We start from the raw sequence: 12,376 nt of genomic DNA on the forward strand, positions 1-12,376 counted from the left end.
CCGATGGCTGTCAAGACACTGCAGGATCTGCTCGATGCCGGTGTCGAAGGCCGTGGCGTCCTCGTGCGATCGGACTTCAACGTCCCGCTCGAGGACGGCACGATCACCGATCCGGGCCGCATCCAGGCGTCGATCCCTACGCTTCGAGCGTTGGTCGAGGCCGGTGCCAAGGTCATCGTCACCGCTCACCTCGGGCGTCCGGACGGCAAGCCCGACGCGAAGTACAGCCTGGCTCCGGTTGCAGCGAAGCTGGGCGAGCTGTTGGGACGGCACGTTCAGCTCGCGGGCGACGTGGTGGGCCAGGACGCCGAGGCTCGCGCCGAGGGTCTGACCGACGGCGACGTGCTGCTGCTCGAGAACATTCGCTTCGATCCGCGCGAGACCAGCAAGGACGAGTCCGAGCGAGCTGCTCTGGCCCGTGAGCTCGTCGCGCTGGCCGGAGACGACGCAGCATTCGTCTCCGACGGATTCGGCGTCGTGCACCGCAAGCAAGCATCGGTCTACGACGTGGCGCAGTTGTTGCCCCATTACGCGGGCACCCTCGTTGCGGCCGAGGTCGAGGTGTTGGCCAAGCTCACCGAGGATGCGGCACGTCCGTACGCGGTGGTGCTCGGCGGCTCCAAGGTCTCGGACAAGCTCGGCGTCATCGAGGCATTGGCTCCCAAGGTCGACACCCTGGTGATCGGTGGCGGAATGGCCTTCACATTCCTTGCAGCACAGGGTTATTCGGTCGGAAACTCGCTTCTTCAGGAGGATCAGATCGGAGTCTGCAAGGATCTGCTCGAGCGTTTCGGCGACGTGATCCACCTTCCTGTCGACATCGTCGTGGGAGACAAGTTCGCGGCGGACGCCGAGGCGAAGACCGTGAAGGCCTCCGAGATTCCGGACGGCTGGATGGGTCTGGACATCGGTCCGGACTCGGTCAGTCGTTTTGCGGTCGTACTCTCGAACGCCAAGACCGTCTTCTGGAACGGACCGGCCGGCGTGTTCGAGTTCGACAAGTTCTCGGCCGGCACCAAGGGCATTGCGGAAGCGATCATCGGAGCCACCGAGAAGGGCGCGTTCAGCGTGGTCGGCGGCGGCGACTCCGCGGCGGCCGTGCGCACCCTCGGGCTGCCCGACGACGGCTTCTCGCACATCTCCACCGGAGGTGGTGCATCCCTCGAATACCTCGAGGGCAAGCAGCTCCCCGGCCTATCCGTTCTGGAGGCGTAACGCATGGCACGTAAGCCGCTCATCGCGGGCAACTGGAAGATGAACCTCAACCACCTCGAAGCCATTTCGCTGGTGCAGAAGATCGCTTTCTCGCTGCCCGAGAAGTACTTCGACAAGGTCGATGTGACGGTGATTCCGCCGTTCACCGACATTCGTAGCGTGCAGACGCTGGTCGAGGGCGACAAGTTGCTGCTCACCTACGGTGCACAAGACGTGTCGTCCGAGGACAAGGGTGCGTTCACCGGCGAGATCAGCGGTTCGATGCTGGCCAAATTGGGATGCACCTTCGTCGTAGTGGGTCACTCCGAACGACGCACGCTGCACAGCGAGGACGACGCCGTCGTGCTGGCCAAGACGAAGGCGGCGTTGAAGAACGGCCTCACTCCGATCGTCTGCATCGGTGAGGGGCTGAATATCCGCGAGGCCGGCGAGCACGTGGCCTACAACGTGGCCCAGTTGCGTGGCTCGCTCAGCGGTCTGTCGGCCGACGACATCTCCAAGGTCGTCATCGCTTACGAGCCGGTGTGGGCCATCGGCACCGGTCGGGTCGCGTCGGCATCGGACGCCCAGGAAGTGTGCGGGGCGATTCGCGAAGAACTGAAGGCGCTGTCCTCCGACGAGGTCGCGGCGGGTGTGCGGGTGCTGTACGGCGGCTCGGTCAACGCCAAGAACGTCGGCGAAATCGTCGGCCAGCCCGATGTCGACGGTGCCCTGGTCGGGGGAGCCTCGCTCAAGGCGGACGAGTTCGCCACACTGTCGGCCATTGCCGCAGGCGGACCGCTGCCCTGATCGGCCATCGGCAACGCTGTACCGAACGGTTCTCGGACACCTCGCTTCGGCGGGGTGTCCGAAGCCGTTCTCGGGGCCAGGTAGGCTGCTGAAGGCATCGAATCGAGTTTGAGGTGGACATGGATCTGTTTCTGGATATTCTGCTGGTCATCACCAGTCTGGCGCTGATCTTGCTGATCCTGCTGCATCGCGGCAAGGGCGGCGGGTTGTCCAGCCTGTTCGGTGGCGGTGTGCAGTCCAGCCTGTCCGGCTCCACCGTTGTCGAGAAGAACCTGGATCGTCTGACCGTGTTCACCGGCCTGATCTGGCTCATCGCGATCCTCGGAATCGGCCTGGAGATCAAGTACACCTGATCCACTTCGGCTCCGAGTGCGAGTTGGTGACGAAGCGACGATACTGGGTGGATGAGCGAATCCTCTTACGAGTCAGTCGGTTCCCCAGCCTTCGTCCCACCGACAGCTCAGGGTCGAGAGTTGACAGAGCCTCTTCGTGAGGACATCCGCTATCTCGGCGGCATCCTGGGTGAAATCATTCGTGAGCACGAGGGCGAGGATGTTTTCGACCTCATCGAGTCTGCACGCGTCGAGTCGTTCGCGGTTCGACGGTCCGAGATCGAACGCGACGATTCGGTAGATCGGTACACCGATGTGGAAGTGGCGCAAGCGGTTCCGCTCATCCGAGCCTTCAGCCACTTCTCGCTCCTGGCCAACCTCGCCGAGGACCTACACCGCGAACGTCGTCGCGCGATTCACCTCGACCGCGAGGATCCGCCACAGGACAGCAGCCTCGACGCCACCTGGCTCAAGATCGATGCCGCGGCACCGTCGCGCGAGCAGGTGGCCGCGGCGTTGACCGATGCGTTGGTGGCTCCGGTGATCACCGCGCACCCCACCGAGACCCGTCGACGGACCGTCTTCGACGTGCAATCGAAGATCACCGAACTGATGCGCCGGCGCGATGTGGCCACCGCAGCTCTCGAGGGCAAGGCGGCAAGCGCGGCCAAGGAATTGGCCGTCGTCGACGTGCAGATTCGCAGACAGGTGCTGACCCTGTGGGAGACGGCTCTGATTCGACTGTCGCGCTTGCGAATTCAGGATGAGATCGAAGTAGGCCTTCGCTATTTCGAGTCCTCGCTCTTCGACGTCATGCCGGCGCTCAACGCGGATGTGCGCGCGGCGCTGCGCGCACGGTGGCCCGAGGACGACCTGCTGCCTCGCCCCATTCTTCGCCCGGGATCGTGGATCGGCGGTGATCGAGACGGCAACCCGAACGTCACCGGAGACGTGGTGCACACCGCGACGCACCAGGCGGGCTACGTCGCCTTCGAGCACTATCTGGACGAACTGGTGGCGCTGGAGAAGGAACTGTCCATGTCTGCGCGTCTGGTGGACGTGACCGAGGAGCTGGCGGCTCTGGCCGGCGCATCGGCGGAACCGGACGATCGTCGGGCGGACGAGCCGTACCGGGTAGCTGTCGTCGGCATCCGGGCCAGACTGACTGCCACCGCTCATGCTGTGCTCGACGCGGTTCCGGTGTCCGGCATCGACCTCGGGGCGGAGAAGTACGACGGTTCACAGGACGTACTCGACGACCTCGACGTCATCGATCATGCCCTGCGGGCCGACGGAGACGGATTGATCGCCGACGATCGCTTGCTCCGGCTCAGGCAATCGGTCGAGACGTTCGGATTCCATCTGCAGGCTCTGGACATGCGGCAGAACTCCGAGACACACGAAGAGGTGGTCGCCGAGCTGCTGGCCTGGGCCGGTGTACACCCGGACTACACGTCCCTCGGGGAGGACGAGCGGGTCTCGGTTCTGTCGCAGGAACTTGCGACCAGGCGGCCGCTCGTCGGCCCCAACGCGCAACTCAGTGAACTCGCCACCAAGGAACTGGGCATCGTGAGGGCCGCCAAGGAGGCCATCGACCACCTTGGCCCCGACACTGTCCAGAACTACATCATCAGCATGTGTCAGTCGGTCAGTGACATGCTCGAAGCGGCGTTGCTGCTCAAGGAAGCGGGGATATTCGACCCCGGAACCGACGGCTCGGCGCCTACGTCGACGGTGGGTGTCGTTCCGCTGTTCGAGACCATCGAGGATCTCCAACAGGGTGCAGCGACGTTGCTCGCCACGCTCGACGTTCCGATCTACCGCGCTCTGGTGGCCGGGCGCGGCATGAATCAGGAAGTCATGCTCGGGTATTCGGATTCGAACAAGGACGGTGGATACCTCGCGGCGAACTGGGCACTGTACCGCGCCGAGCTCGACCTGCTCGAGGCATCACGCAAGACGGGTATTCGCCTGCGGCTGTTCCACGGTCGCGGCGGTACGGTCGGTCGCGGCGGCGGTCCCAGTTACGACGCGATCCTGGCGCAGCCGCCCGGAGTGGTGCAGGGATCGCTGCGGCTCACCGAGCAGGGTGAGATCATCGCGGCGAAGTACGCCGAACCGTCCATGGCGCGTCGCAATCTCGAATCCCTCGTCGCGGGAACCCTGGAATCGACTCTCCTCGATGTCGAGGGCCTGGGTGACGGCGCAGAAGCCGCGTACGACATCCTGGACGACCTCGCCGCGAAGGCCCGCGCGGCATACGGCCGGCTGGTGCACGAGGAGCCCGGTTTCGTCGAGTACTTCCGCACGTCGACGCCGGTCGCCGAGGTCGGTGAGCTGAACATCGGATCCCGGCCTGCGTCACGGAAGCCCACGAACTCGGTGTACGACCTCCGAGCGATTCCATGGGTGATGTCGTGGAGCCAGTGCCGCGTGATGCTGCCCGGTTGGTACGGCACCGGTTCGGCATTCGAGGAGTGGGTCGGCGACGACGATGCCAAGCTCGAGGTGCTGACCGACCTGTATCGAAAGTGGCCGTTCTTCCAGACCGTCCTGTCGAACCTCGCCCAGGTCATGGCCAAGTCGGATCTGGGCATTGCCGCGCGGTACGCCGAGCTGGTTCCCGACGCCGACTTGCGCTCGCGGATCTTCGGCATGATCGAGGTCGAACACGCCAGAACGGTACGGATGTACCTGAAGATCACCGGTCACAGTCGTCTGTTGGAAGACAACCCGTCGCTCGAGCGCTCGGTGCACAACCGATTCCCCTACCTGGAACCGCTGAATCAGATGCAGGTCGAGATGCTCCGCCGATATCGCAACGGTGACGACGACGAACGCGTCAAGCGTGGGATTCTGCTGACGATGAACGGTCTCGCGACGGCACTGCGCAACAGCGGCTAGCAGAGGGAGTAGTCGGCTCGCCTCGATCGAGTAGTTCTACTCGCGCGCTTCGTCGTTGTCGTCGAGCACAGTGTTGTGCATGACGATATCGACGCAGGTGCGGGTATCAGGGCGACGGCTGCGGCTACGGTTTCTCGGCACTGTGGGTTGCGCGATCGCTGCACCGGTACTGGGGATGTTCTCGGGTGCGGCAGCGTGGTCCGTCGTGGCGGAGGCCGAACCGAACATGCTGCACCTGTTCGGGACGCAACTGGTTGCTGTTGCGGCGTGGGTGCTGTGGATCGGGTTCTGGTCGCTTGCCGTACGGACGGTGGCGGACGTACACAATCGCACCGAGTATGCACGGGGCACCGTGTGGGCTTGGACGATTGTCGTGGTCGCGGTGGGAATCGCGCACGCGTTCGGCCTGGCGTACGCAATGGTATGGACGATCATTCCGCTCGGGTCGTTGTTCGCGTGGATGTTCTGACGCGTCCAGCGGGCTCGCATTTCGCGGAACCGGTCGATGATGGGTCGCGTCCAACGAGGTATGAGGCAGTGCAGCAACGATATCGATGCCTGGCGTGACAGATCCGCCTACCGCACGAACGGTAGGCGGATCGGTCGCTCGGAAGCAGCAGGTGCGCGGTGCGTCGACGACTACGACGGCGAGCGGCAAGGATGTGACCCCGACGCGGCCGAAACCGACTGATCCTGTGAGATCAGACAGTGTCCAGCTGGGAAGCTGCGCCGGAGTCGAGGAACCACACCGTTGCTTCGGTACCCAGTGCGCCTGCCGACGGGACGTCATCCGACTCGGCTCCACCTACCGCTGCAGCGACGGCGTCGGCTTTGTTCGCTCCCGATACGAGCAGCCACACGTGCTGTGCGCGGCGAACCGCGGGCAGCGTCAGCGTGATGCGAACCGGCGGAGGCTTGGGGGAGTCCTCCACCGCGACGACGTAGCGATGCTCTTCACGCACGGCATCCGTGTGGGGGAACAGCGAATTGATATGGCCCTCACCGCCCATACCCAACAGATGGATGTCGAATGCAGGTGTCGGCTCTCCCTCGGAGCGGGAGTGAAGGATCTGCGCATACGTCGCTGCGGCCACCTCGGGGTCGCTTCCGTGTGGTCCGTCGGACGCTGCCATCCGAAAGACTCGGTCAGGATGAACGTCGACGTGGTCGAGCAGTGCCTCAGCGGCCTGAACCTCGTTGCGCTCCGGGTCACCCGAGGGCAGGAAGCGTTCGTCGCCGAAGTAGATGTCGACCTTGCCCCAGTCGATGGATCCGGAATTCTGGCGCAGCGCCTCCAACAATGCGATACCCGTACCACCGCCGGTGAGCACCACCGAAGCCGAGCCTCGCACGGCCTGCGCGGCCGTGACGACCTCGACGAATCGAGATCGCGCGGCGTCGACCAACGCCTGCGCGTCCAGGTACTGAAGGAACGATGTCTTACTCATAGCTCACTTTCGACAGTCCGTGCAGGGCCAGTTCGTAGATCTCGTCCGTGTCGAGTCGGCGCAGTTCCTCTGCCAGGCACTCGCGGGTGTTGCGTCGGGCGAGTGCGACTTCGGCGTCCGGCTGCCCGGTGCGCCGCAACGTGGCGGTCTTCCCGGTCTGCGGACGCGTCAGCGAGATGCTGCTGTTCTCTCTGATGAGCTCCACCTTCAGCTCGCCCGCTCGGCGATGCACCGGCACGTCGAGTTTGGCGGCCAGCCAACCGGCCAAGATGTCGAGTGCGGGCTCCGCGGCCAGGCCCGATACCGTCGCCGAGACGACCGCCTCGTATGGAGCCTGGTCGAGGGCAGTGGCCAACAGCCCGCGCCAGTAGGTGATGCGGCTCCAGGAGAGATCGGTGTCACCCTCGGTGTAACTGCTCAACCGCCCCTTGATGGTTGCGGTGGTGTCGGGGGAGTTGGTGGCATCGGTGATTCGCCGAATTGCCAAGCGCCCCAACGGATCCTTCGCCGGGACAGCAGGTGCTTCGTCCGGCCACCATGCCACGATCGGGGTGTCGGGAAGAAGGAACGGGATGACCACGCTGTGCTCGTGATCGGCGAGCTCGCCGTTCAGACGCAACACGACGACTTCCGATGCACCTGCGTCACCTCCGACGCGGATCTGGGCGTCGAGGCTCGACTCGGCCGATCGGTCGCCGTGAATGAGCACGATGACGCGGCACGGATGCTCTCGGCTCGCCTCGTTCGCTGCGTCGATAGCTCGCTCGGCCTTGGCCGGATCGCGACTGGCGACGATCAGTGTCAACACGCGGCCGATGGTCACCGCGCCACCTGCCTCGCGAACCTCCACCAACTTCTTGCCGACTTCGGCCGTCGTGGTGGCGGGGATGTCGACAATCACGGTCTTCTCCATTCGCGTCCGGTGCGGTGCATCATCTCGTCACCCGAGGAGGGACCCCAGGTACCGGCTTCGTACGGTTCCGCGGTGCCACCCGAGGCCCAGAAGTCCAGAATCGGGTCGAGAATCTTCCACGACAGCTCGACCTCTGCATTGACCGGAAACAGCGAGGGCTCACCGAGCAACACATCGAGGATGAGTCGCTCGTATGCTTCGGGCGAGGATTCGGTGAACGCCTGGCCGTAACTGAAGTCCATGGAGACGTCACGTACTTGCATGCTGGATCCGGGAACCTTGGAGCCGAACCGCATCGTCACGCCCTCGTCGGGCTGCACTCGGATGACCAACGCATTCTGGCCGAGTTCCTCGGTCATCGTGGCGTCGAAGGGCAGGTGCGGTGCGCGTTTGAACACCATGGCGATCTCGGTGACTCGGCGACCGAGTGCCTTGCCGGTGCGGAGATAGAACGGCACTCCGCCCCACCGTCGCGTATCCACCTCGAGAGTGATGGCCGCGTAGGTCTCGGTATTGGACTCGGAATCGAATCCCTCTTCTTCCTTGAGCCCCTTCACTTTCTGGCTGCCTTGCCAGCCTGCGGAGTACTGCCCGCGGGCTGAGGTGCGATCCAGGGGCTCGGCGAGCTTGGTAGCCGAGAGCACCTTGATCTTCTCCGATTGCAACTCCTTGGGGTTGAAGCTGACCGGCTCCTCCATCGCGGTGATGGCAAGCAGCTGCAGAAGGTGGTTCTGGATGACGTCGCGGGCCGCGCCGATGCCGTCGTAATACCCTGCGCGACCGCCCAATCCGATGTCCTCGGCCATCGTGATCTGAACGTGGTCGACGTAGTGCGCATTCCAGATCGGATCGAACAACTGGTTTGCGAACCGCAGTGCCAGGATGTTCTGCACCGTCTCCTTACCGAGGTAGTGATCGATGCGGAACACGGTGTCCTCGGGGAACACGCGGTTCACGACCGCGTTGAGCTCTTTCGCGCTCTGCAGGTCGTGGCCGAATGGCTTCTCGATCACCACGCGCCGCCAATTGCCGGCCTTGCTCTGAGCCAGGCCGGAGCGTGACAGCTGCTCGAGAACGACGGGAAACGCACTCGGCGGGATGGACAGGTAGAAGGCGTGATTGCCGCCGGTACCACGGGTCTCGTCGAGTTCGGTCAGTGTTCGCGACAGCTCGTCGAACGCCGCGTCGTCGTCGAACGTGCCTTGGACGAATCGGAAACCCTCGGCGAGGGTGTCCCAGACCTCCTCGCTGAACGGAGTGCGCGCGTGATCGCGAACGGAATCGTGCACGATCTTCGCGAAGTCCTGGTTCTGCCATTCCCGCCGGGCAAAGCCGACCAGGGCGAAACCGGGGGGAAGCAGCCCCCGGTTCGCCAGGTCGTACACCGCAGGCATGAGCTTCTTACGCGCGAGATCGCCGGTCACTCCGAAGATGACCATGCTGCACGGACCCGCAATGCGGGGGAGCCGCTTGTCTCGTGCGTCGCGGAGCGGGTTGAGCCAGTCCGCGGAGTGGAGAGGTTCGGTTTCTGCGGTGGGCACAGTCGGTCAGCTCTTCTGACCCGCTTGGCGAAGCTGCTCGCCGGTGGCCTCGAGCAACTCGTTCCACGCGGCCTCGAACTTCTGGACCCCTTCGTTCTCCAACGTCAAGAACACGTCGGTGATGTCCACACCGAGCGCCGAGATGCGGTCGAAGATCTCCTGCGACTCCGGTCCCTTTCCCGAGACGGTGTCGCCGACGACCTCGCCGTGATCGGCAACCGCGTCCATGGTCTTCTCCGGCATCGTGTTCACCGTGTTCGGCGAGACGAGCTCGGTGACGTACATGGTGTCCGGGTAAGCGTCGGACTTCACGCCGGTCGAGGCCCACAACGGGCGCTGCGGACGCGCGCCGCTACCGACGAGCTCGCGGAACCGGGGAGCGACCTCGAAGATCTGCTGGTATGCCACATATGCGAGACGAGCATTGGCCAGAGCGGCCTTGCCCTTGAGTGCCTCGGCATCAGGGGTGCCGATCGCGTCCAGGCGGGAATCGATCTCGCTGTCGACACGGGAGACGAAGAACGACGCAACCGAGTGGATCTTGTCGAGGTCGTGACCGGCGGCTCGCGCGGTCTCCAGACCGTCGAGGTACGCGTTCATCACCAGCTCGTAGCGCTCGACGGAGAAGATCAGCGTGACGTTGACGCTGATGCCCTCGCCGACCACCTTGGCGATGGCCGGTATGCCTTCTTCGGTGGCCGGGATCTTGATCAGCAGGTTCGGGCGGTCGACGATCTTCCACAGTTCGACGGCTTGCTCGTAGGTCTTGTCGGCGTCGTGAGCCATGCGGGGGTCGACCTCGATGGACACACGTCCGTCGACGCCTGCACTGGCCTCGTACTGAGGCATCAGGATGTCGCAGGCCTCACGAACGTCGTCCGTGGTGACGGTGCGGATGGTGGTCTCGACGTCGGCACCTTCACCGGCGAGCTTGGTGACCTGCTCGTCGTACGCATCGCCCTTACTCAGTGCCGCCTGGAAAATCGACGGGTTGGTGGTGACGCCCACGACGCTCTTGGTGTCGATGAGGTCCTTCAGATTTCCCGAGCGGATGCGGTCGCGGGACAGGTCGTCCAACCACACCGAGATTCCGGCGGCGGAGAGCTCTGCGAGATTCTTGTTCTGGGTCATGGATTATCCCTTCACGTTGGTGATGGAGCGCTGTGCGGCTGCGGTGACGGCCTCCGCCGTGAAGCCGAACTCGCGGAACAGTGTTGCAGCGTCGGCAGATTCGCCGTAGTGCTCGAGCGAGATGATCTCACCGAAACCACCGACGATCTTCCACCACGGCATAGCGATGCCGGCTTCGATCGACACTCGTGCCTTGACCGTCGGCGGGATGACCTGGTCGCGGTAGTTCTGGTCCTGGCTCTCGAACCACTCGACGCACGGCATCGAGACGACGCGGGCGGCGATGCCCTGCTCCTCGAGCTGCTTCTGTGCCTCGACGGCGTACTGCAGCTCCGAGCCGGTACCGATCAACACGACGTCCGGAGTCGCCTTGGAGGACTCGACGAGGATGTATCCACCCTTGGAGACACCCTCGAAGCTGGTGCCGTCGAGAATCGGGATGCCCTGACGCGTCAGTGCAAGACCGACGGGACCGCTGCTGCTGGATTTGGCCAGCACGGCTTGCCAGGCGAACGCGGTTTCGTTGGCGTCGCCCGGACGCACGACCGACAGGTTGGGAATCGCCCGCAGTGCCGCGAGGTGCTCGACCGGCTGGTGCGTCGGGCCGTCCTCGCCGAGGCCGATGGAGTCGTGGGTCCACACGTAGATGGGATCGATGTCCATCAACGACGCGAGCCGAACTGCCGGTCGCATGTAGTCGCTGAACTGCATGAACGTTCCGCCGTACGCGCGGGTCGGGCCGTGCATGACGATGCCCGAAAGGATGGCACCCATCGCGTGCTCACGAATTCCGAAGTGCAGCGTCCGGCCGTACGGCTCGGCATCCCAGTCGTCGGTGGAGATCGACGTGGGGCCGAAGGACTTCGCACCCTTGATCGTGGTGTTGTTACTTCCTGCGAGGTCGGCCGAGCCGCCCCACAGTTCGGGCAGAACGGGTCCGACGGCGTTGAGGACCTCGCCCGACGCCGCACGCGTCGCGACGGCCTTGCTGCCGGGCTCCCACGTGGGAAGTACGTCGGTCCAGTTCTCGGGCAACGTGCCTTGGGTCAGGCGGTCCAGCAGCTTCTTGCGCTCGGGTTCGCGTGCAGCCCAGGCGTCGAACTCGGTGTTCCAGTCGGCGTGAGCCTTGCGGCCACGTTCTTGCAGCTTGCGAGTGTGCCCGATCACCTCGTCGGTGACCTCGAAGGTCTTGGCGGGGTCGAAATCGAGTGCCTGCTTGACCTTGGCGATTTCCTCGTCGCCGAGCGCAGCACCGTGAACGGCACCGGTATTCATCATGGTGGGGGCCGGGAAGCCGATGATCGTGCGCAGCACGATGATCGACGGCTTGTCGGTGACGGCCTTGGCCGCCTCGACGGCCTCTTCGATCGCGGTGACGTTCTCGCCGCCCTCGACCACCTGCACGTGCCAGCCGTAGGCCTCGTAACGTGCAGCCGTGTTCTCGGAGAGTGCAATGTCGGTGGAGTGCTCGATCGAAATCTTGTTGTCGTCGTAGAACAGGATGAGATTGCCGAGCTGCTGCGTGCCTGCAAGGGAGGACGCCTCGGACGTGACGCCTTCTTCGATGTCGCCATCGGAGGCGATCACGTAGATGAAGTGATCGAACGGGCTCTCGCCGAGCGCAGGCTCGGGGTCGAACAGTCCACGCTCGCGGCGTGCGGCCATCGCCATGCCGACGGCCGAGGCAAGTCCCTGACCCAGCGGTCCGGTGGTGATCTCGACGCCGTCGGTGTGCCGGAATTCCGGGTGTCCGGGGGTCTTCGACTTGTAGGTGCGCAGCGCCTCGATGTCTGCGAGTTCGAGTCCGAAGCCGCCCAAGTACAGCTGCAGGTACAGGGTCAGGCTCGAGTGTCCGCACGAGAGGACGAACCGGTCGCGACCGATCCAGTGCGTGTCGGTGGGATCGTGTCGCATGGTGCGCTGAAAGAGGGTGTAGGCGAGGGGGGCCAGGCTCATCGCGGTTCCTGGGTGGCCGTTGCCGACCTTCTGCACTGCGTCCGCTGCCAGAACACGAACGGTGTCGACCGCTCGGGTGTCCAGGTCCGTCCAGTCGCTCGGGTGGTGCGCCGTGGTGAGGACGTCAATATCGTTTGTGATCGACAC

At 64.3% G+C, this 12,376-nt stretch carries 10 protein-coding genes; 5 read left to right on the top strand and 5 right to left on the bottom strand.

Annotated elements, in window-relative coordinates; all coding sequences use genetic code 11:
• Positions 1–3 precede the first annotated feature (3 nt).
• The 5 genes from O4220_RS17145 to O4220_RS17165 all read left to right on the top strand — a co-directional run bounded on the left by O4220_RS17145 (position 4) and on the right by O4220_RS17165 (position 5,709).
• Positions 4–1,215: a phosphoglycerate kinase gene (locus O4220_RS17145; RefSeq protein ID WP_032377823.1), complete on the top strand. Its 1,212-nt coding sequence runs from the start codon at positions 4–6 to the stop codon at positions 1,213–1,215.
• Between the two features lie 3 nt (positions 1,216–1,218).
• Entirely contained in the window at positions 1,219–2,004 is a 786-nt protein-coding gene (gene tpiA / locus O4220_RS17150) for a triose-phosphate isomerase (protein WP_032403368.1), read from the top strand.
• Between the two features lie 119 nt (positions 2,005–2,123).
• Entirely contained in the window at positions 2,124–2,357 is a 234-nt protein-coding gene (secG, locus tag O4220_RS17155) for a preprotein translocase subunit SecG (protein WP_027497008.1), read from the top strand.
• A 51-nt stretch (positions 2,358–2,408) separates the two neighbouring features.
• Complete coding sequence (gene ppc, locus O4220_RS17160) at positions 2,409–5,240, top strand: phosphoenolpyruvate carboxylase (protein ID WP_269606393.1); 2,832 nt, start codon at positions 2,409–2,411, stop codon at positions 5,238–5,240.
• Positions 5,241–5,319: 79 nt separating this feature from the next.
• Positions 5,320–5,709: a hypothetical protein gene (locus O4220_RS17165; protein WP_269606394.1), complete on the top strand. Its 390-nt coding sequence runs from the start codon at positions 5,320–5,322 to the stop codon at positions 5,707–5,709.
• A gap of 232 nt (positions 5,710–5,941) precedes the next feature.
• Here the strand turns inward: O4220_RS17165 and pgl are convergent, their stop codons facing one another.
• From pgl to tkt, 5 genes are read right to left on the bottom strand one after another with little or no spacing between them, the layout of a single operon-like run.
• Positions 5,942–6,688: a 6-phosphogluconolactonase gene (gene pgl, locus O4220_RS17170; protein ID WP_269606396.1), complete on the bottom strand. Its 747-nt coding sequence runs from the start codon at positions 6,686–6,688 to the stop codon at positions 5,942–5,944.
• Entirely contained in the window at positions 6,681–7,589 is a 909-nt protein-coding gene (gene opcA / locus O4220_RS17175) for a glucose-6-phosphate dehydrogenase assembly protein OpcA (RefSeq protein ID WP_269606398.1), read from the bottom strand. The genes pgl and opcA overlap by 8 nt, the downstream gene beginning before the upstream one ends.
• Positions 7,586–9,142, bottom strand: coding sequence for a glucose-6-phosphate dehydrogenase (gene zwf, locus O4220_RS17180; protein WP_269606400.1), 1,557 nt, complete (start codon positions 9,140–9,142; stop codon positions 7,586–7,588). Before zwf ends, opcA begins: the two co-directional genes overlap by 4 nt.
• A gap of 6 nt (positions 9,143–9,148) precedes the next feature.
• Positions 9,149–10,273 (bottom strand): transaldolase, encoded by a 1,125-nt coding sequence (gene tal, locus O4220_RS17185; RefSeq protein ID WP_269606402.1) that lies wholly within the window; start codon positions 10,271–10,273, stop codon positions 9,149–9,151.
• Between the two features lie 3 nt (positions 10,274–10,276).
• On the bottom strand, positions 10,277–12,376 hold the full coding sequence (tkt, locus tag O4220_RS17190; protein WP_269606404.1) for a transketolase: 2,100 nt from the start codon (positions 12,374–12,376) through the stop codon (positions 10,277–10,279).

Origin of the sequence: Rhodococcus ruber (assembly GCF_027270735.1) — a bacterium.
Classification (GTDB): domain Bacteria; phylum Actinomycetota; class Actinomycetes; order Mycobacteriales; family Mycobacteriaceae; genus Rhodococcoides; species Rhodococcoides rubrum_A.

Coding starts and splice junctions, on each gene's coding strand:
- O4220_RS17145 (WP_032377823.1), top strand. CDS start 4: ATGGCTGTCAAGACACTGCAGGATCTGCTCGATGCCGGTGTCGAAGGC.
- tpiA (WP_032403368.1), top strand. CDS start 1,219: ATGGCACGTAAGCCGCTCATCGCGGGCAACTGGAAGATGAACCTCAAC.
- secG (WP_027497008.1), top strand. CDS start 2,124: ATGGATCTGTTTCTGGATATTCTGCTGGTCATCACCAGTCTGGCGCTG.
- ppc (WP_269606393.1), top strand. CDS start 2,409: ATGAGCGAATCCTCTTACGAGTCAGTCGGTTCCCCAGCCTTCGTCCCA.
- O4220_RS17165 (WP_269606394.1), top strand. CDS start 5,320: ATGACGATATCGACGCAGGTGCGGGTATCAGGGCGACGGCTGCGGCTA.
- pgl (WP_269606396.1), bottom strand. CDS start 6,688: ATGAGTAAGACATCGTTCCTTCAGTACCTGGACGCGCAGGCGTTGGTC.
- tal (WP_269606402.1), bottom strand. CDS start 10,273: ATGACCCAGAACAAGAATCTCGCAGAGCTCTCCGCCGCCGGAATCTCG.